The 18,358-nt window shown below is 71.2% G+C and carries 15 protein-coding genes, 1 rRNA gene and 2 pseudogenes; 9 read left to right on the top strand and 9 right to left on the bottom strand.

Annotated features, from left to right (window positions below; all coding sequences use genetic code 11):
* Together rrf and ACIP4Y_RS20400 are read left to right on the top strand one after the other, a co-directional pair.
* Positions 1 to 91: ribosomal RNA gene (gene rrf, locus ACIP4Y_RS20405) — 5S ribosomal RNA — on the top strand; the annotation flags it as partial.
* 80 nt (positions 92 to 171) lie between these two features.
* A complete protein-coding gene (locus ACIP4Y_RS20400) occupies positions 172 to 738 on the top strand; it encodes a GNAT family N-acetyltransferase (protein ID WP_401395173.1) in 567 nt (188 codons plus the stop codon).
* On the opposite strand, the gene ACIP4Y_RS20395 is transcribed toward ACIP4Y_RS20400, so the two are convergent.
* The 8 genes and pseudogenes from ACIP4Y_RS20395 to ACIP4Y_RS20360 form a co-directional block, all read right to left on the bottom strand.
* Positions 735 to 2,249, bottom strand: a complete 1,515-nt coding sequence (locus ACIP4Y_RS20395) for a type IV secretory system conjugative DNA transfer family protein (RefSeq protein WP_401395170.1) — start codon at positions 2,247 to 2,249, stop codon at positions 735 to 737. The genes ACIP4Y_RS20400 and ACIP4Y_RS20395 overlap by 4 nt on opposite strands.
* 47 nt (positions 2,250 to 2,296) lie before the next feature.
* Complete coding sequence (locus ACIP4Y_RS20390; RefSeq protein WP_358648173.1) at positions 2,297 to 3,709, bottom strand: ATP-binding protein; 1,413 nt, start codon at positions 3,707 to 3,709, stop codon at positions 2,297 to 2,299.
* 12 nt (positions 3,710 to 3,721) lie between these two features.
* Positions 3,722 to 5,278 (bottom strand): SCO6880 family protein, encoded by a 1,557-nt coding sequence (locus ACIP4Y_RS20385; protein WP_358648174.1) that lies wholly within the window; start codon positions 5,276 to 5,278, stop codon positions 3,722 to 3,724.
* Positions 5,275 to 6,600 carry a hypothetical protein gene (locus tag ACIP4Y_RS20380; RefSeq protein ID WP_401395165.1) on the bottom strand — a complete coding sequence of 442 codons (1,326 nt, stop codon included), beginning with the start codon at positions 6,598 to 6,600 and terminating at the stop codon, positions 5,275 to 5,277. Before ACIP4Y_RS20380 ends, ACIP4Y_RS20385 begins: the two co-directional genes overlap by 4 nt.
* Positions 6,590 to 7,417 (bottom strand): hypothetical protein, encoded by an 828-nt coding sequence (locus tag ACIP4Y_RS20375; RefSeq protein ID WP_401395162.1) that lies wholly within the window; start codon positions 7,415 to 7,417, stop codon positions 6,590 to 6,592. Before ACIP4Y_RS20375 ends, ACIP4Y_RS20380 begins: the two co-directional genes overlap by 11 nt.
* A gap of 142 nt (positions 7,418 to 7,559) precedes the next feature.
* The gene (locus ACIP4Y_RS20370) at positions 7,560 to 7,868 is read right to left on the bottom strand and encodes a hypothetical protein (RefSeq protein ID WP_014673544.1); all 309 of its coding nucleotides are present in this window, start codon (positions 7,866 to 7,868) and stop codon (positions 7,560 to 7,562) included.
* A gap of 346 nt (positions 7,869 to 8,214) precedes the next feature.
* Positions 8,215 to 9,532 (bottom strand): annotated as a pseudogene (locus ACIP4Y_RS20365) (peptidase S8).
* Between the two features lie 254 nt (positions 9,533 to 9,786).
* Positions 9,787 to 10,392, bottom strand: a complete 606-nt coding sequence (locus ACIP4Y_RS20360) for a TetR/AcrR family transcriptional regulator (protein WP_401395159.1) — start codon at positions 10,390 to 10,392, stop codon at positions 9,787 to 9,789.
* A gap of 53 nt (positions 10,393 to 10,445) precedes the next feature.
* Between ACIP4Y_RS20360 and ACIP4Y_RS20355 the strand changes: the two genes are divergently transcribed.
* The 6 genes and pseudogenes from ACIP4Y_RS20355 to ACIP4Y_RS20330 all read left to right on the top strand — a co-directional run bounded on the left by ACIP4Y_RS20355 (position 10,446) and on the right by ACIP4Y_RS20330 (position 15,159).
* Positions 10,446 to 11,372: an oxidoreductase gene (locus tag ACIP4Y_RS20355; protein ID WP_401395156.1), complete on the top strand. Its 927-nt coding sequence runs from the start codon at positions 10,446 to 10,448 to the stop codon at positions 11,370 to 11,372.
* Positions 11,373 to 11,708: 336 nt separating this feature from the next.
* A pseudogene (locus ACIP4Y_RS20350) lies at positions 11,709 to 11,963 on the top strand (SDR family NAD(P)-dependent oxidoreductase); the annotation flags it as partial.
* A 118-nt stretch (positions 11,964 to 12,081) separates the two neighbouring features.
* Positions 12,082 to 12,234: an SDR family oxidoreductase gene (locus ACIP4Y_RS20345; RefSeq protein WP_401395153.1), complete on the top strand. Its 153-nt coding sequence runs from the start codon at positions 12,082 to 12,084 to the stop codon at positions 12,232 to 12,234.
* Between the two features lie 138 nt (positions 12,235 to 12,372).
* Complete coding sequence (locus ACIP4Y_RS20340; protein ID WP_401395150.1) at positions 12,373 to 13,122, top strand: trypsin-like serine peptidase; 750 nt, start codon at positions 12,373 to 12,375, stop codon at positions 13,120 to 13,122.
* Positions 13,123 to 13,223: 101 nt separating this feature from the next.
* Positions 13,224 to 14,225, top strand: a complete 1,002-nt coding sequence (locus tag ACIP4Y_RS20335) for a bifunctional lytic transglycosylase/C40 family peptidase (RefSeq protein ID WP_358640217.1) — start codon at positions 13,224 to 13,226, stop codon at positions 14,223 to 14,225.
* 229 nt (positions 14,226 to 14,454) lie between these two features.
* Entirely contained in the window at positions 14,455 to 15,159 is a 705-nt protein-coding gene (locus tag ACIP4Y_RS20330; protein ID WP_358640219.1) for a phosphatase PAP2 family protein, read from the top strand.
* 133 nt (positions 15,160 to 15,292) lie between these two features.
* Here ACIP4Y_RS20330 and ACIP4Y_RS20325 read toward each other — a convergent pair whose 3' ends face one another.
* Positions 15,293 to 16,858 carry an FAD-binding oxidoreductase gene (locus ACIP4Y_RS20325; RefSeq protein WP_401395146.1) on the bottom strand — a complete coding sequence of 522 codons (1,566 nt, stop codon included), beginning with the start codon at positions 16,856 to 16,858 and terminating at the stop codon, positions 15,293 to 15,295.
* 323 nt (positions 16,859 to 17,181) lie between these two features.
* Here ACIP4Y_RS20325 and pstS point away from each other — a divergent pair, with 323 nt between their 5' ends.
* Entirely contained in the window at positions 17,182 to 18,306 is a 1,125-nt protein-coding gene (pstS, locus tag ACIP4Y_RS20320) for a phosphate ABC transporter substrate-binding protein PstS (protein WP_401395143.1), read from the top strand.
* The last annotated feature ends 52 nt before the right edge of the window (positions 18,307 to 18,358 follow it).

Raw genomic sequence — 18,358 nt, 5'->3', positions numbered from 1 at the left:
GCCCGGTTACATTCCGAACCCGGAAGCTAAGCCTCACAGCGCCGATGGTACTGCAGGGGGGACCCTGTGGGAGAGTAGGACGCCGCCGAACAATTTTTGAGAAAACCCCCGCACTTCGGTGCGGGGGTTTTTCTGTTTTCACCGGTACAACGGCTGGTCTACGGTGGCCGCATGACCGTACCGACCAGGAACGACTACGTCGTTCGCGCCATACGTCCCGACGACTGGGAAAAGGTGAAGCAGCTGCGGCTCGACGCGCTGCGGGACCCGATCGCGCACCTCGCCTTCCTGGAGACCTACGAGGACGCGGCGGCCCGGCCGGACTCCTTCTGGCAGGACCGGGCCGTCGGCTCCGGCGAGGGGTCCACCACGTCCCTGCAGTTCATCGCCGAGGCGCCCGACGGGACCTGGGCCGGCTCGGTCACCGTACTCGTGGAGGAGGCCGGGACGAAGGACTGGGCCGGATACCCGGTCGACCGGCGGCAGGGGCACATGGTCGGGGTGTTCGTCCGGCCCGAGCACCGCGGGAACGGGCTCGTCGAGGCGCTGTTCGAGGCCGGCGTGGCCTGGGCCTGGGAGCAGCAGGCCGAGCGGGTACGGCTGTTCGTCCACGAGGAGAACGCGCGGGCGCAGGCGGCGTACCGGAAGCTCGGCTTCGGGCCGAGCGGGCGGATCGTGTCGTTCACGAAGGACGAGGCCGAGAACGAGCTGGAGTTCGTCCTGGAGCCGCCTGCCTAGACGGGGAGTTCCTGGTGCGGCCAGCGCGAGCGGGCCTGTTCGCGGGAGCGGAGCAGGGCGAGCGTCGGCAGGCCCCGGTCCGCTCCGGTGGCGAGCAGGGCCGGCAGCTCGGGGAACGGGGCCACGGCCGCGATGTCGTCCAGGACCAGGGTGAGTGGTGGGTCGAGCCGACCGGAGGATGACCGTTCGGCCATGCGCCGGCCGCGCTCGACCACGCTGGAGACGAGGGCCGTCAGGAGCGGCATGGCGCCCGGCTTGCTCCTCGGGTCCTCGATGGATTCACCGACCACATAGAGCGTGCCCCCTTCGTGCAGAAAGGAATCCAGGGCCAGCGCATCAGTTCGGTTCGGGGTACAGGCCTCGCGGATGTTGACCGTGGACAGGGCCGCCAGGGCCCTGCTGGTCAGCTCCTGGGCGATGTCACGGCGTTCGGGGTGCGCGGTGAGCGCCGCCTCCAGTTCGCCCGCCGCGCCGGGGGCCGCCTTCGGGTGGGTGCGGAGGGTGCGGACGGCGTCCTGCACCTGGGTGCCCTGGGACCAGCGGTGCACGTGGCGGATGGTGCGGTTCTCCAGGGCCGCGGCGTGCAGGTAGCTGCGGAGCAGGGTGGTCGCCGTGTCCGCCACCGCCTGGTCGATCTTGGCGGTGGGCTGTACGGGGGCGAGCAGAGCTGTCGCCCGGTGCAGGGCCGTCTGTTTGTCCTCGCAGCCGGCGGTGGGCGACCAGTGCAGGCGGGCCGGGGTGTCGCAGAGGTGTGCGGGGTCGTAGAGCAGGACGGGGCCGAGTTTGGCGCGGGTGTCCTTCGTCTCCGTCCACACGGTGGGGTTGGAGGTGACGAGGAGGACGGGGCCTTCCGCGTCGCGTACCGCCTGGGTGGCCGTCGCCTGGCGGCTTTCCCTCGGGGCGATGAGGAGCTTCTCCCAACCGCCCGGCCGTTCCTCGTCGGCCGGCCGGGGGGCCGGTGGCGGCGGCTCGGGCTCGCTGCGCGGCGCCGGGACCTCGTGCTGAGGCGCGGGAGCCACGGGCGTGGGCGGAGGACTCGGGACCGTGTGCGCGGAACCCGCCGCCTGCGCGGGCGCGGCACTCACCGCCTCCGGGGGCACGGCACCCGCCGTCCCCGCCTCCTTGGCCGCGGAGGCACTCCGCCGTGCCTTGCCCGCGCGCCATCGGGCCACCGTTCCCAGCACGAACATGACGAGGACGAACAGGATCATCAGCTGGCCGATGAAGAGGCCCCAGAACAGGCCCCAGCCGGACAGCTGGGCCGGTGGGGTGTCCGGCCAGGCGCCGGTCATGTCGTGCGGCCGGCCGATGAGGTGGCGCATGGCCAGGGGGGTGCGGGTGAAGGTGACGCCGGTGGGCCAGGCGCCCTGGGCGAACCAGGCGGCCAGCCCCGTGGCCGTCCACACCAGCACGGTCATGCCGAGGAGGAACGCGAGTATGCCGATCAGCAGGCCGTCGGGGATGCCGCCCTGGCCCTCCCGGCGACTGTCACGGCGGTCGTCCGGTCTCACCCTGTACTCCCCTACGTCCCCTACTGCCCCGACTGCCCCTGCTTCCCTTACGCCACCGTCGACTCGGAGTCGCCCACGTGCTGTTCCACGAAGGCCGCGGCCCGCTGTTCCGCCTCCAGTTCGGCGGCGCGCAGGGCGTCGTCGGCCGTGACGTCGCTGGACGACTCGGTCATCGCGCGGTCGGTGAAGACCAGTGGCCGTTCCGTCTCCGTGACCAGGTGTTTGACCACCTGGACGTTGCCGTTGACGTCCCAGACCGCGATGCCGGGGGTGAGGGTCGGGATGATCTCGACCGCCCAGCGCGGGAGGCCCAGGACCCGGCCGGTCGCCCTGGCCTCGTCGGCCTTCTGGGCGTAGATCGTCCTGGTCGACGCCATCTTCAGGATGGCCGCCGCCTCCTTCGCGGCGGCGCCGTCGACCACGTCGGACAGGTGGTGGACGACCGCGACGAAGGACAGGCCGAGCCGGCGCCCGAACTTCAGCAGCCGCTGGAACAGCTGGGCCACGAACGGGCTGTTGATGATGTGCCAGGCCTCCTCGACCAGGAAGATGCGCTTCTTCCGGTCGGGGCGGATCCAGGTGTGCTCCAGCCACACGCCGACGATCGCCATGAGGATCGGCATGGCGATGGAGTTGCGGTCGATGTGGGACAGGTCGAACACGATGAGCGGCGCGTCCAGGTCGATGCCGACGGTCGTCGGGCCGTCGAACATGCCCCTGAGGTCACCGTCGACCAGGCGGTCCAGGACCAGTGCCACATCGAGGCCCCAGGCGCGTACGTCGTCTATGGCGACGTTCATCGCCTCGGCCGACTCCGGCTCGGGGTGCCGTAGCTGCTCGACGATGTCGGTGAGGACCGGCTGGCGGTCGACGATCGTCTCGTTGACGTAGGAGTGCGCGACCTTCAGGGCGAAGCCGGAGCGCTCGTCCAGGCCGTGGCCCATCGCCACCTCGATGATCGTGCGCAGGAGCGCCAGCTGGCCCGTGGTGGTGATCGCCGGGTCCAGGGGGTTGAGCCGGATCCCGTGGTTCAGGGCGGCCGTCGGGTCGAGCCGGATGGGGGTTATCCCCAGCTCCTGCGCGATGAGGTTCCATTCGCCGACCCCGTCCTCGCCCTGGGCGTCCAGGACGACGACCTGGCGGTCCCTGAAGCGGAGCTGGCGCAGGACGTACGTCTTCTCCAGCGCCGACTTGCCGTTGCCGGACTCGCCGAGGACGAGCCAGTGCGGGGCCGGCAGCTGCTGGCCGTACAGCTGGAACGGGTCGTAGATGTAGCCCTTCCCGGAGTACACCTCGCGGCCGATGATGACGCCGGAGTCGCCGAGGCCGGGCGCGGCCGTGGGCAGGTAGACGGCCTGGGCCTGGCCCGTGGAGGTGCGCACCGGCAGCCGGGTCGTCTCCACCTTCCCGAAGAGGAAGGAGGTGAAGGCCTCGGTGAGGACGGACAGCGGATCCCGCATCGGCGACAGCCCCTACCTTCGGATGCCGGTGGCGAAGGGAAGTGTGTTCACGAAGGCGCGGTGGTGCTCTCGGTCGCACCACTCCAGCTTGAGGTACGACTTGCCGGCCGAGGCCCTTATCGTCCGCTTGTCGCGGGCGAGGGCCTCCGGGGAACGGGAGGAGACGGTGATGTAGCCGACCAGGTTGACGCCGGCGGCGCCGCTGGCGAGGTCCTCGCCGCGCTGGTCGAGGCGGTTGTGGGCGGCGATGTCCCGGGGGTCGACGGTCCGGTTCATCTTGGCGGCGCGGGACGCCTCGGCCTCGTCGTTGGTCTTCTCGGTCAGCATGCGTTCGATGGCGATCTCGGTGGGCTCGAGGTCCATGGTCACGGCGACCGTGCGGATGACGTCCGGGGTGTGGACGAGGAGCGGGGCGAGGAAGTTGACGCCGACGGGTGTCATCGGCCACTCCTTCACCCATGCGGTGGCGTGGCACCAGGGCGCGCGGGTGGAGGACTCCCGGGTCTTGGCCTGGAGGTAGGTGGGCTCCATGGCGTCCAGCTCGGCCGGCCAGGCGTTGCGCTGGGTCATCGCCTGGATGTGGTCGATGGGGTGGTCGGGGTCGTACATGGAGTGGATGAGGGAGGCCAGCCGTCCCTGGCCGAGCGGCTGCCGCACCCGGATGTCGGCCTCCTGGAGCCGCGAGCAGATGTCGGTCAGCTCGCGGGCCATGACGACGGCGAGGCCGGCGTCGCGGTCGACCTTGCCGCCGTGGGCGCGGGCTGCGCGGGCCATGGCGTGCGCCTCGGCGGCCAGTTCGCGGGTGTAGTGCATGCAGGCGACGAGGTAGGCGCGGTGCTGCTCGCTGCTGGTGGACACCATGGACTGCAGCTGGTCGTAGGACTGCTGGAGCCAGCCGGGGGCGCGGGTGTCGCCGCGCTGGGCGACGTCCTTGGCGTGCGCGTCCGGGTCGGCGGGCAGGGTCCGGGCGAGCATCTGCAGCCGGGTGACGAAGCCGTCTCCGTTGGCGACGTGCTTGAGTAGGGTGCCGAAGCGGTCGACCAGGGCTTCCTGGTCCTCGGAGTCGCGCAGGCCGACGCCGGGGCCCTCGATCTCGATGGCGGCGGTGACGGTCTTGCGGTCGGCGTGCAGGAGTACGGCGATCTCGTCGGGCCCGAAGGGTGCGGCGAGCCAGGTGATGCGGCCGATGCCGGGCGGCGGGCCGACCTCGATCTCCCGGCCGTCGAGCCGGGTCCCGGCCTCCATGGCGGTGGAGCGGTAGGCGGCGCCGCGCTTGACGGTGCGCTTGAAGGAGCGGTTGATCTCGAACCACTTGTAGAAGGTGCGGCGCTTGTACGGCACGTAGACGGCGGCGAGCGCGAGCAGCGGGAAGCCGGTCAGCAGCACGATGCGCAGGGCCAGGACCGGGACGAGGAGGCCGCACATCATGCCGAGGAACGCGCCGACGACGATCAGGGCGATCTCGCCGGACTCGCGGTTCCGGCCGATGATCGCGTTCGGCCGGGCGCGGCCGATGAGATACGTACGGCGGGGCGTGACCGGATGGGACAGGTGGGACTCGGTCGTCAACGCCCTTCACCTCCTGAGCGGTTGTTGCGGGTGTTGCTGGCGTGCGGGGTGTTGACCGGGCTGGACGCGCGGGGCGCGGGCGTGGCGGAGGGGACGGCTCCGCCGGTGCCCCCGGTCGGGGTACGGCTGCTGTGGGCGGCGACGCCGCCGGTGGCCGGGTGGGCCGGGCGGGGGGCGCTGCTGCTCGCTCCGCCGTTGTTGTCGGCGCGGGTGCTGTGGGTCTTGATGCCCTGGGCGACGAGGGTGGCGGGGGAGCTGATGACGGCGGCGGCCTTGCTCTCGGCGCCCTGCATGATGCGGTTGTTGCGGGAGCCGGCGATCTCGTCGCCGAAGCCGGGGACGAAGCGGTAGATCATCGCACTGGCGAAGATGGCGAGCAGGATGATGGCGAGGCCGGAGACGACGGCGGAGAAGGCGTCGGGGCCGTTGTCGCCGGAGAGGGCGCCGGCGAGGCCGAGCACGATCACGATGACCGGCTTCACGAGGATGACGGCGATCATGATGCCGGCCCAGCGGCGGACGTGGCCCCACAGGTTCTTGTCGACCAGGCCGGCGTAGACGACGGTGCCGAGGAGGGCGCCTACGTAGAGCAGGGCGGCGCGGATGACCAGCTCCAGCCAGAGGACGCCGGCGGCGAGGATGCTGACCAGGGACACGACGATCAGCATGATCGGGCCGCCGCCGATGTCGTTGCCCTTCTTCAGGGCGCCGGAGAAGGTGCCGAAGAAGGTGTCGGCCTGGTCGCCGGTGGCCTTCGCGAGGACGTCCGTGACGCCGTCCGTCGCCGAGACGACGGTGTACAGGATCAGGGGGGTGAAGGCGGAGGCCAGCACGGTGAGCCAGAGGAAGCCGACGGCTTCCGAGATGGCGGTGGTGAGGGGGACGCCGCGTACGGCTCGCTTGGCCACGGCCAGCAGCCACAGCAGCAGCGTGAGGATCGTGGAGGCGGCGAAGACGACGGCGTACTGCTTGAGAAACGCCTGATTGGTGAAGTCGACGCTGGCGGTCTCCTTCACGGCGTCACTGAGCTTCCCGATGGTCCACGACGCGGCGTCCGCACATCCCTTGGCGAGGGAGGAGAGGGGGTCGAGGGTCTCGGTGAGGGGGTTGGCGGGGGTTCCGCCGGAGGATCCACGGGAGGAGCCGCCCGACTCGCAGAACTTCCGGGCTGGAGGCGCGAGCAGGGAGCAGTCGGCGCTCTTGCTGGGCGACGGCGTGGGTGAGGGTGCCGCGATGGCTCGCGTGGCCAGGAGCATGGTGGCGGCCTGTACGGCGCCCACCAGGCCGGCAAGCTTGAGCACGCGCTGCGGGCTACCGGGCATACGTGAACCCTCCGAACTCCTTGACCGCCTTGCCGATCTCATCGGCGCCGGAGACGGGGTTGTCTCCGGTGATCGGGGTGGGGCCTGTCCTCTGGCTCGTCTCCAGCACCTTCCAGTCCCTGCCGTTCCACTTCAGTGTGAAGGTCACGGTGGACCAGCCGCTGGTCACAGGGTTGTTCGAGCTTTCACCTGCCAGGCCGAAGAGCGTGTTGCACCACACTTCCACGGTCGCGGTGTCATCGCTGTAGGACGTCGTCTTCGTGCCGGCCGGAAGTGTGCGGTCGACGAAGGTGGCGTCCTTGGGAACACTGCCATCGGGGTTGAGACCGATGTTCTTGAGGAAGTCCGCCGAGTAGTTGGCGTCAAACACCGACTGCAGCCGGCTTACGGCGCTCGGGTCGGCCACTGCCTCGATGAGGCTGTGCCTGTTGGCTGTGTCGACCATGCCGTCCGACCAGAGGACCACCGCGTAGTTCGCCGCTGCGCTCTGGGCTCCTTGGGCTGTGTGGGCGAAGCCCGAGGGGATGGTGCCGGTGGTGGTTTGTACCGGGCGGGTGCCTGAGGGAGCTGTGCTGGAGGCCTGAGGTCGGGAGTCCTTGGTGGTGGGGTTGTCCGCAGGCGCGTCGTCCCCCCTGTTAGCGAACGCGATGGCGGCGATGAGGAGGACTACTACGCCTACCACCGTGACCAGGCTGCGGGAGGAGGTGCGGTGGGGGCGGCGGGGGGCGCCGCCGTAGGGGTCGGGGTCGGGGAGGCGGGTTCGGGTGTGGCCCGTCTCGGGGTAGTCGGTGTAGGCCTGTTCGTCTCCGGGACTCATGCCGTCTGCGCTCCCTCACCCTCGTGGACATACGACGGTAGCCGTGCTGGTTCCCGCGGGGGCGCGGTGTGGTGACTCGACATCAGGGAGACGCAACCTCAGCCGGTGGGCACGACGGGTGGGTGGGGTGGAGGGGACGGGGCTATACCGCCATGCCGTACACGATGGTGAACAGCGTGCCGAGGGATCCGATGATGAACACCCCGGTGAGGCCGGCGATGATGAGGCCCTTGCCCTGTTCCGCGCTGAAGGTGTCCCGGAGGGCCGTGGCGCCGATGCGCTGCTTCGCCGCGCCCCACACCGCGATGCCGAGGCAGAGGAGGATGGCCACGGCCATGACCACCTCGATCATCACCTTGGCCTCGTTGCCCAGGCTGCCGAAGGGGCCCCAGTCCGGAGCGATCCCGCCGATGATGGTGTTGATGTCTCCCTTGTCGGCCGCAAAGAGCATGTAAGTCACCGCCCCTGGTGGGTAGTTCCGCGAGTGCCCCTGCGGTGTGCAGAGGTCAGGCCTCATTGTCGCCGACAACGCCGCCAACGTATGTCGACTTGACGTCATTGACTGGCGGGTTTCGTACGAATAGCCCGTACGGTCACTCTGTGTATCACGGCAGGTCACGCCGGGCAACGAGGTGCGACCGGAACCTGTGGTGTGGTTCGGTCGTTGACCTTCTTTACGACCCCGCGCGGTTTCTGACGGCTGGTCGGGTGAGACGTCGCGTCGATGTTCTCACGCAACGACGGGAAGACGGGCCGCGGCCGGGTGCCGTGGTCCGTCTTCCCGGGAGCGTGCGTGCTCAGCCGGTGAAGGCGTCCGTGCCTTCGGGGGTGCCCCAGCCGGTCGGGCCGTCGTAGCCGGACCTGGCCGTGCAGAGGTAGCCGGTGGAGCAGCTGCCGTTGCTGCCGCTGGTGACGTCGTTCAGGGCGGAGGTGCCGGCGGCCGCGTAGGGGAACGCGGCCGGGTGGCTGCCGCTGGACGGGGTGCCGGCCAGGGCGTAGACGCCGGCGATGATCGGGGCGGAGGCGCTGGTGCCGCCGAAGGTGTACCAGCCGGCGGTGACGCCGTAGGAGTCGTAGACGGAGACGCCGGTCGCCGGGTCGGCCACGGCGGAGACGTCCGAGATGGTGCGCTTGGCGCAGCCGGTGTCGGTCTGCCAGGCCGGCTTGGCGTCGTAGGCGGAGCAGCCGGAGCCGGTGCCCTCGGTGCTGGAGGTGTTCCAGACGGTCTCGGTCCAGCCGCGGCTGGTGGAGGAGGTCTTCAGGGCCGTGCCGCCGACCGCGGTGACGTACTTGGAGGCGGCCGGGTACTCGGCGCCGTAGCCCTCGTCGCCGGCGGAGACGGTGACGGCGACGCCGGGGTGGTTGAAGTACGAGGAGTCGTACGTGGTGTCGGAGGCGGACTCGGAGCCGCCGTAGCTGTTGGAGACGAAGCGGGCGCCGAGCTTGACGGCCTCGTTCACCGCGGTGCCCAGGTTGGTCATGCTCGCGGACTTGGCCTCGACCAGCAGGATGTTGCAGTGGGGGCAGACGGCGGAAGGCCATGTCCAGGTCGAGGGACTCCTCCTCGGCCCAGCCGCTGTCGGCGGTGGGGAGGGAGGTGGCGGAGCCGGTCTGGCCGACCTTCTTGAAGCAGCCGTTCGCGGTGGTGCAGGAGGGCAGGCCGTAGTACGAGCGGTACTTGGCCAGGTCGGCCGCGGCGTTGGGGTCGTCGTAGGCGTCGACGATGGCGATGGTTTCGCCGGAGCCGTTCGCGTCGGCGGCGGAGGCTAGGCCGTAGGCGTCCTGGAGGTCGGCGGGGCCGTAGCCGGTGGGACTGGCGGCGGCGGCCTTGGGGGTGACCCGGGCGGCCTTGCCGGTGCGCTGCGCCTGGGCCTTCTCGAAGGCGGTGACGCCGCCGGTGACGCGGAAGGAGTGGCAGGCCGGTTCACCCTTGTGCTGGGGGACGGCGCAGGGGGTGGCGGCCCAGGTCACCTTGGTGGGGGTGGATGTGGCGGCGTCCGCGTGGGCCGCGGTGCCCAGGCCGGGGAACAGGAGTGCGGCGGTGGCCGCGGCTGCCGAGCCGATCCGGCGCCATCTGCCGGACAGGGGGGAGGACGGTGAGTCCGTCGTACGCAAGGTGGAGCCTCCTGGAAGTGGTGGGGCAGAGGCCTGCGGGTGTGGGGCTCCACCGGCGGGGGCGGCGGCCCGCGACGACGATGACTTGTTGAGTACGCGACAACAAGGTGCTTTCGGGATTCTGACTTCCGCGTTACCGGAGCCGGTTGTGGCCATACCGGGCGATGGCAGGGGGATGGCTCTGTGCTGGGCGTTGCCTGACCCGGCGCACAGGGTGCGCACAGCAGCGCGCGGGGCCAGTGGGGGCGTACGGGTCAGCGCGGGCGCAGGCCGTGCAGCAGCAGGTGGACGTGTTCCTCCAGGCCGGCCAGGGCCTCGGCCGCGTCGAGCGCGCAGCCGGCGATCAGGGCGGCCAGGCCGTGCAGGCTCGCGGCGGCGACGGTGGTGATGCGCTCGGGGTCGCCCTGGACGATCTCGCCCCGCTCCTGGGCCTCCGCGACCAGCCGGGTGAAGGTGCCGAGGGAGCGGTCGACGGCCGCCGCGAGCTGGGCGGTCCGGTCGGGGTCGTGCTTGCGCGCGAACATCAGCTCGAGCAGTTCGGGGTTCTCGACCGCGAAGCCCAGGTAGGCGCGGGCGAGGGCCGTCATCCGCCGTTCCAGGGAGGGTTCCGCGCCGTCGGTGGCGGTGGCCAGGGCCTGGTTGAGGCGCTCGTACCCGTCCAGGGCCAGGGCGTCGAGCAGGGCCTGCTTGTCCTTGAAGTGCCGGCCCGGGGCGGCGTGGCTGACGCCGAGGTCCCGGGCGAGTTCGCGCAGCGAGAGCGCGCCGGTCCCCTTCTCGCGCAGAGTGCGCTCGGCGCTCCTGAGCAGGGCGGCGCGCAGGTCTCCGTGGTGGTAGGGGCGGCTCGTGGACATGCGCATCATCGTATCGCGATGTTGTCATTGACAGCATTGTTGGCGCTGCCTACATTGAGGTCATGACGGATACGACCGACACGCGCGGCAAGCGCGGCAAGTGGAACGCGGCCCGCCTCCCCGACCTGGCCGGCCGTACGGCCGTGATCACCGGCGCCAACAGCGGCATCGGCCTCGCCGCCGCCCGGGCGCTGGCCGGGGCCGGGGCGCACGTGGTGTTCGCGGTACGGGACCTCGCCCGGGGCGGCGCCGCCGCGGCGCGGGTGAACGGCAGCACCCAGGTGCGCCGGCTGGACCTGGCGGACCTCGACTCGGTGCGCGAGTTCGCCGCCGGCTGGGACCGCCCGCTGGACCTGCTGATCAACAACGCGGGCGTCATGATGCTGCCGGAGCAGCGCACCAAGCAGGGCTTCGAGATGCAGTTCGGCACCAACCACCTGGGGCACTTCGCGCTGACCAACCTGCTGCTGCCCCAGGTGACCGGCCGGGTGGTGACCGTGTCCTCCGGCGCGCACCGCTGGGCCGACAACGTGATCCACTTCGAGGACGTGAACCTGCGCGGGAACTACCGCCCCACCCGCGCCTACGCCCAGTCCAAGCTGGCGAACCTGCTGTTCACGCTGGAACTCCAGCGGCGCCTGACCGAGGCCGGCTCCGCCGTGCGGGCCCTGGCGGCCCACCCCGGCTGGACGGCCACCAACCTCCAGAGCCACACCGCGAACCCCCTGGTCAGGACATTCATGGCGGTCGGCAACAGGCTCCTCGCCCAGGACGAGGCGGCCGGCGCCCTGCCCACCCTCTACGCCGCCACCCAGGACCTGCCCGGCGCGGCCTACGTCGGCCCCGACGGCCCCGCCGAGATGCGCGGCGCCCCGACCCTGGTCGGCCGCAGCACCGCGGCGAGCGATCCGGCGGCGGCCCGGCGGCTGTGGACGCTGTCGGAGGAGCTGACGGGCGTGCGGTGGCCGCTGACGGCGACGGTACGGTGACGGAAGGGCCGCTTGCGGCGGCCCCGCGGAGGAGACGGCGGGCTCGGACGGCCCACCGATCCACCGACCGCACCGACCCGCGGAAGGCGAAGGGACGACCGGCACCGTTCCCGTGGGCTTCCGGCCGGCCGGCCGTACCGCTCTGGTGACCGGCTCGGTGCGGGGGCACGGTCTGGAGATGGCGCGCGGGCCGGGCGCGGCCGGGGCGCGCGTCGTACTGAACGGCCGTGATCCGGTCACGCTCGGGCAGACCGCGGCGCGGCTGCGGGGCGAGGGCGGCTACGACTCACGGCCGCCGCCTTCGACGTCACCGGCCGGGACGCGGCCGAGCAGGCGCTGGCGGGGCTGGACGGCGTCGACATCCTCGTCGACAGCGTCGCCCACCGCGACCGGCGGGGCCTGGCCGCGCTGACGCCGGAGGAGCCGGCCGCGCTGCTCGACACCCGTCTGACCTCGGCGTACGCCCTGAGTCAGCTGGTGGCGCGGGGGCCGGCCGCGCGCGGGGTCGCGGGCCGGATCGTCAACGTCTCCTCGCTGTTCGGCCGGCTGGGCCGTACCGGGGACGTCGGCTACGCCACCGCCAAGGCGGGCCTCGACGGGCTGACCCGGGCGCCGGCCGCGGACCTCGGCCCGAGCGGTACGACCGTCACTCGGTCGCGCCGGGCACCTTCGCCACCGAGGTGGCCGCGGAACGCTCCGCCGACCCGGAGTGGACGCGCTGGCTGCGCACCCGTACGGCCCGGGGCCGCTGGGCCGGCCCGAGGAGATCGCCGGCATCGTCGTCTTCCCGGCGAGCGACGCGGCCTCCTTCGTCACCGGGCAGACGATCGCGGTGGACGGCGGGATGACGACGACGTTTTGAGGGCCGCGGACCGGGCGCGGCCGGACCGGCTCCCGCACGTGTTTTCGACACTCCGGTGGCGGTGCGCCGGAGGTTCACAGGAAATTCTCAGCGAAGTCGGGGCAGGTTTCTCACCTTCCTGGGCAAGAGTGTGACCTGATGAAGCGCATCACACGCATCTCGGTCACCTCTGTGGTGGTGCTCGCGCTGACCTCGGCCTCCGTGGCTGCCGCGGACGACGGGCCGGGCCCGCTCGGGGTCACCGCGGACACCGTCGCGAGCCGGCAGAACGCGCGGGTGGGCGCGCTGTTCGGCGCGGACCGGGCCGGCCGGCTGTCCGGCGGCCACTTCTGCACCGCGTCGGTGGCGCACAGCCCGCGCGGCGATCTGATCGTCACCGCGGCGCACTGTGTGGACGGCGCCGACGGCGACCTGGTGTTCGTGCCGGGCTACCGGGACGGGCAGGCGCCGTACGGGGTGTGGAAGGTGACGCGGCGGTTCCTGCCGGACGGGTGGGCCAAGGGACAGGACGAGGACAGCGATGTCGCCTTCGCCACCGTCGCCGACCTCGGCGGCAGGCGGCTGGAGGACGTGGTCGGGGCCAACCGGTTCGCGACCGGGGTGGCCACCGGCGCCACCGCGGTCACCGTCACCGGCTATCCCGGCTCCCGGGAGACCCCCATCAGCTGCACCAACAAGCCGACGGCGCACAGCCGTACCCAACAGCGCATCGACTGCCCCGACTTCACCGGCGGCACCAGCGGCAGCCCCTGGGTCAACGGCGACGCGCAGATCGTCGGCGTCCTCGGCGGCCACGAGCAGGGCGGTGCCACGGCCGACACCTCGTACAGCGTGGTGCTGGGGCGCGAGGCGGCGGAGCTGTACCAGGACGCGATAGCCGGCCGCTGAGCGGGCTGAGGGAGCGTCACTCCGGTCTGTTCAACTGTGAAATGGCGCCACTTCGCGTCCAAATGGCCATGAACGGCGCCCGCGTGGGGGAAAGTTGAACCGTGCGGAAGGTATGGGTGATCGGTGGCGCGGCCGTCGCGCTCGGCATGGGCTTCGTCATGCTGCTCGTGGTCGGTGTCTACCTCGTGGCCGGGAACCTGCTCAACGGGGTGACGTCGGGGAGCCGCGGGCTGGCCAAGGGGGCAGTGCCGGCCGCCTACACGTCGCTGGTGCAGAAGTGGGGGAACCTGTGCCCGGCGCTCAGTCCCGCACTGCTCGCCGCCCAGCTCTACCAGGAGAGCGGGTGGAACCCGACCGTCGTCAGCCCGGCCGACGCGCGGGGCATCGCCCAGTTCATCCCGAGCACGTGGGCGACGCACGGCATCGACGGCAACGGCGACGGCAAGCGTGACATCTGGGATCCGAACGACGCGATCCCGTCGGCGGCTTCGTACGACTGCGAACTCGCGAAGTACGTGAAGGACGTGCCGGGCAACGTCTCGGACAACATGCTCGCCGCCTACAACGCGGGCGCCTACCGCGTGATCCGGGCCGGCGGGGTGCCGGCGATCAGCGAGACGCAGAACTACGTCCAGCGGATCCGCAGCCTGGAGAAGAGCTTCGCCGCGCCGGTCACCCGGATCGACCCCACCCGGCAGGCCGCCGGTGCCATCGCCTTCGCGCAGAGCCGGCTCGGCACGCCCTACCTGTGGGGCGGCGAGGGCACCGCCGAGCAGGGCGGGCGGTTCGACTGCTCGGGCCTGACCAAGGCGGCGTACGAGAAGGTCGGGATCGGCCTGCCGCGGGTGGCCAACGACCAGTACAACGCGGGGCCGCACCCCTCGCGGGACCAGCTGCTCCCCGGTGACCTGGTGTTCTTCTCCGACGATCTGACCGACTCCCGGGCCATCCGGCACGTCGGGATCTACGTCGGCGGCGGGTACATGATCGACGCCCCGCGCACGGGCGCCGTGATCCGGTTCGACCCGATCGACACCCCCGACTACTTCGGCGCAACCCGGGTAACCGAGGATGGCGCAAAAGCGCTCCCCACAAATGTGTGACAGTGTGTTAATCCACCCCCTGAGCTGCGGTAATGAGTCTCTCTTCGATAACGTCTGCGTGATCATTCAGTGGAGAGTGGAACGTATGGAAGGTGGTTGTGCGTTCCTGTTGACGTAGCCGAGCGGACGTCAGTGCGGCAGTGCAGCGGAAGCGGATCTACGAACCACGGGGGGCAGGCGCGACGCACACGAGGTGCGTCCGGGAAGACGACGAAGGGGCCGCAGCACCATGGCTGTACTCGCCGAATCCGGATCGAACCCCGACGTCGACCTGCTCTACGACATCAATGGCCTGGCCAAGGACGCACCGCACTGGTTCGACCGGGTCATGGAGTTCGTCGGTGAGTACGGACTGCTGCTCGCCATGGTCCTGCTGATCCTGTGGTGCTGGTGGTCGGTGCGGCGCCGGGGCGGGGAGGACGCGGCGCCCTCGGTGGCCGCGCTGGTGTGGGCGCCGCTCGCGGCCGGCCTCGCCGTCCTCGTGAACGTGCCGATACGCGGTTTCGTGGAGCGCCCCCGCCCCTTCGTGGACCACCAGGGCCTGGACGTCCTCGTCAGCGGCAAGACCGACTTCTCCTTCGTCAGCGACCACGCGACGATCACGATGGCGCTCGGCGTGGGGCTCTTCGTCGCCCACCGCCGCTTCGGCCTGGCCGGCATCGGCCTGGCCCTGCTGGAGGGCTTCTGCCGGGTCTACATGGGCGTGCACTACCCGACGGACGTCATCGGCGGCTTCGCGCTGGGCACGGCGGTCGTCCTGCTGCTGTCCCCGTTGGCCACGGCCCTGCTCACCCCGCTGATGCGGGCCGTGGAGCGCTCGCCGCGCGCCGGGTGGCTGGTGCGGCGCCGGCCGGCGGCGGACGCCGGCCGGGACGCCCTGCTGCCCGGCGCCCGGACGTCCCTGGAGACCGAGGAGCGCGACCTGGCGGCCTAGGGCCCGTCTTTCGCAGCCCGCACCGCCCTCGCGAAGTACGCCCTGCTCACGCTCGACGGCGCGCTGGCGGGACGCCGGCAGCGAGGGCTGCCCGGAGTGGGGCCGACGAGCAGCCGGCGGCGGCGCCTTCCTGCTACAGCCCCTGCGCGTAGGAGAAGAACCGCTGCGGGTCGTACTGCTGCTTCACCTTGCCCAGCCGGGCCGCCGCGTCCCCGTAGTACGCCTTCTTCCAGTCCTTCAGCGTCGGATCGGTGTAGTTCTGGTAGGCGGCGCCCGAGGCGTACGGCTTCATCGCGTTGTGGGCGGAGGTCAGCCAGGCCTGGGCCGTGCTGCCGGAGGACCCCGCGCCCCAGGAGGCGATGTACTGGGCCAGCATCCGCGAGCGGCGGTGGACGAAGGCCGTGGCGGTCGGCGAGACCCGGTTGACCGCGCCGCCGAGCGCGGTGAACGCGATGCTGCCCCCGCCGCCGCGCACCGAGCCGATCTGCTTCAGCACGGTCTGGATGCCGGCCGCGGACAGCGAGCGGTCGAAGAAGTCGGAGCGCGCCGCGTACGTCTCGCGGCCGAGCTTGCCCTGCGGGGAGCGGCCCGGGGTGGAGCCGGGCAGGTGGCACTGGGCGTCGGTGGAGAAGGAGGAGCAGCCGGCGTAGATCTCCATGGCCTGCTCGTAGCCCCGGCGGCGCAGGGTGACGGAGGCGGCGTCGGCACCGGCCCGGTGGGCCAGGCGGTCCACGGCGTTCTGCAGTTCGCCGTAGGTGCCCAGGGAGAAGCAGGCCACGGAGATGGTCGGGGTGCGGCCCGGGGAGCACGCCAGGTGCAGGGAGGACCAGATCTCGTCGGGCTGGCTCGGGCCCCACTCCTGCCAGGCCTTGAGCACCTTGGCGGCCTTGGACCAGGGCCAGGTCATGTAGGCGGTGACGGCCTGCGGTGCGGCGTGGGTCTTGAAGTGCAGCTCGGTGACGACACCGAAGTTGCCGTTCCCGGCGCCGCGCAGCGCCCAGAACAGGTCGGAGTGGTGGGTGGCGTCGGCGGTGACCTGGGTGCCGTTCGCGGTGATCAGGGTGGCCTGGGTGAGGCTGTCGCAGGTCAGGCCGTAGGCGCGGGAGGCGACGCCGTGGCCGCCGCCGAGCACCAGGCCGGAGACGCCGACGGTGGGGCAGGAGCCCGCCGGTATGGTCACGCCCTTCGCGGCCAGCGCGCGGTAGACGTCGATCAGCTTGGCGCCGGCGCCGACGACGGCCTGGCCGCCGCCGGCCCGGACCCGGTTGAGCTTGGACACGTCGACGATCAGCCGGTTGTCGCCGGAGGAGTAGCCGGCGTAGGAGTGGCCGCCGTTGCGGATCGACACCTTGAGGTGGTGGGCGTGGGCGTACGCCAGGGTCGTACGGATGTCGGCGGCGTGCGCCACATAGGCCACCGCGGCCGGTTTCAGTCCGTCGAAGCGCGTGTTGTACAGCTGGTGGGCGGTCTTCCAGGACGCGTCGCCGGGCCGCACCAGGGTGCCGTCGAGGTCACGGGCGAGGGCCGCCCAGTTCGCGGCGGCGCTCGCGCCGGTGGTCCGCAGGGCCGTGAGCGAGGAGGCGCGCGGCGTACCGGGGTGCGCTGCCGCGGGGGCGGACGAGCCGCCCGCACCGCACGCGGTCAGTGCGGTCGTCGCCAGGGCGGCCGCGCCGCCCGAGATGAACGTACGCCGTTCCATGTCCGTCGCCTTTCCTCGGCTGTCGTGGAACGAGACGACGCACCGCGGCGCGGGGTTCCCCCGGCCGGGTGATGAACGTCGAATACACGTGCGTGCAACCGGGTCGTCGGAACCTCCACGTGCTCTCCCCGTGAGCATTCCGTGACCTCACCGGGCTGACGGCAGGGGTTCACCCCCCGTTCACTTCCGGCCATCGGCGGCTTCACCTGTTCTGCCTAATTTCGGCCGTACCGGGTGCTGAGTGCGGCCTTGAAGGCGCTCAGGGCACCTCTACGACCTCGCGCGCCGCCGACAGCGGCGGCTCCTGGAAGGAACTCCCGAAAGTGAAGCTTCAGCGCAAGAACCGGCTGCGCGCCCTCTCTCTCGGTGCTGTCGCCGTCTCCGGCGCCCTGGCCCTGACGGCGTGCGGCTCCGACGACGACGGCAGCGGCTCGGGCAACCCGTCGACCGCCGCCAAGGCCGGCTCGATCAAGTGCGACGACGCCAAGGGTCAGCTGCTCGCAGACGGCTCCTCCGCGCAGAAGAACGCGATCGACGCCTGGGTGAAGAACTTCTCCCAGGCCTGCGGTGTGCAGATCAACTACAAGGGCGGCGGCTCCGGTGCCGGTGTCACCGCGTTCACGCAGGGCCAGGTCGCCTTCGCCGGTTCCGACTCCGCGCTGAAGCCCGAAGAGGTCACCGCCTCCAAGAGCGTCTGCAAGGGCGGTCAGGGCATCGACCTGCCGATGGTCGGCGGCCCGATCGCCCTCGGCTACAACGTCCCGGGCGTCGACAACCTGGTCCTGGACGCCCCGACCATCGCCAGGATCTTCGACAGCAAGATCACCAAGTGGAACGACCCGGCGATCGCCGCCCTGAACAAGGGCGTGAAGCTGCCCGACCTGAAGATCCAGGCGTTCCACCGCTCGGACGAGTCCGGCACCACGGACAACTTCACCAAGTACCTGATCGCCACCACCCCGGACAACTGGAAGTACTCCGGCGGCAAGGCCTGGCAGGCCAAGGGCGGCCAGTCCGCCCCGCAGTCCGCGGGTGTGGCCCAGCAGGTGAAGCAGACCTCCGGCGCCATCGGCTACTTCGAGCTGTCCTACGTCAAGGACGGCATCAAGTCCGTGTCCATCAACACGGGTGCCAGCAAGCCGGTCGCCCCCAGCTCCGAGAGCGCCACCGCCGACATCGCCGCCGCGCAGGTCGTCGGTACCGGCAAGGACCTCTCGCTGAAGCTCGACTACAAGACCAAGGCCGAGGGCGCCTACCCGATCACCCTGGTCACCTACGAGATCGTCTGCGACAAGGGCAACAAGGCCGACACCCTGCCCGCCACCAAGGCCTTCCTGCGCTACATCGCCGGCGAGGACGGCCAGAAGATCCTCCCGAGCATCGGCTACGCGCCGGTGCCCGACGAGATCATCGCCAAGGTCCGCACCACCGTCGAGGGCCTGAGCTGACCTGATCCGAGAGTGCGGCCCGGTGCCCGACCAGGGCCGGGCCGCACCGTCC

It is taken from the genome of Streptomyces sp. NPDC088810 (assembly GCF_044750305.1).
Lineage (GTDB): Bacteria > Actinomycetota > Actinomycetes > Streptomycetales > Streptomycetaceae > Streptomyces.
Note: the sequence above shows the minus strand (reverse complement) of the source record. Positions and strands in the feature narration are given on the sequence as shown.

Coding starts and splice junctions, on each gene's coding strand:
- ACIP4Y_RS20375 (WP_401395162.1), bottom strand. CDS start 7,417: ATGAGTCCCGGAGACGAACAGGCCTACACCGACTACCCCGAGACGGGC.
- ACIP4Y_RS20325 (WP_401395146.1), bottom strand. CDS start 16,858: ATGGAACGGCGTACGTTCATCTCGGGCGGCGCGGCCGCCCTGGCGACG.
- ACIP4Y_RS20330 (WP_358640219.1), top strand. CDS start 14,455: ATGGCTGTACTCGCCGAATCCGGATCGAACCCCGACGTCGACCTGCTC.
- ACIP4Y_RS20400 (WP_401395173.1), top strand. CDS start 172: ATGACCGTACCGACCAGGAACGACTACGTCGTTCGCGCCATACGTCCC.
- ACIP4Y_RS20380 (WP_401395165.1), bottom strand. CDS start 6,600: ATGCCCGGTAGCCCGCAGCGCGTGCTCAAGCTTGCCGGCCTGGTGGGC.
- ACIP4Y_RS20360 (WP_401395159.1), bottom strand. CDS start 10,392: ATGATGCGCATGTCCACGAGCCGCCCCTACCACCACGGAGACCTGCGC.
- ACIP4Y_RS20390 (WP_358648173.1), bottom strand. CDS start 3,709: ATGCGGGATCCGCTGTCCGTCCTCACCGAGGCCTTCACCTCCTTCCTC.
- ACIP4Y_RS20355 (WP_401395156.1), top strand. CDS start 10,446: ATGACGGATACGACCGACACGCGCGGCAAGCGCGGCAAGTGGAACGCG.
- ACIP4Y_RS20340 (WP_401395150.1), top strand. CDS start 12,373: ATGAAGCGCATCACACGCATCTCGGTCACCTCTGTGGTGGTGCTCGCG.
- ACIP4Y_RS20370 (WP_014673544.1), bottom strand. CDS start 7,868: ATGCTCTTTGCGGCCGACAAGGGAGACATCAACACCATCATCGGCGGG.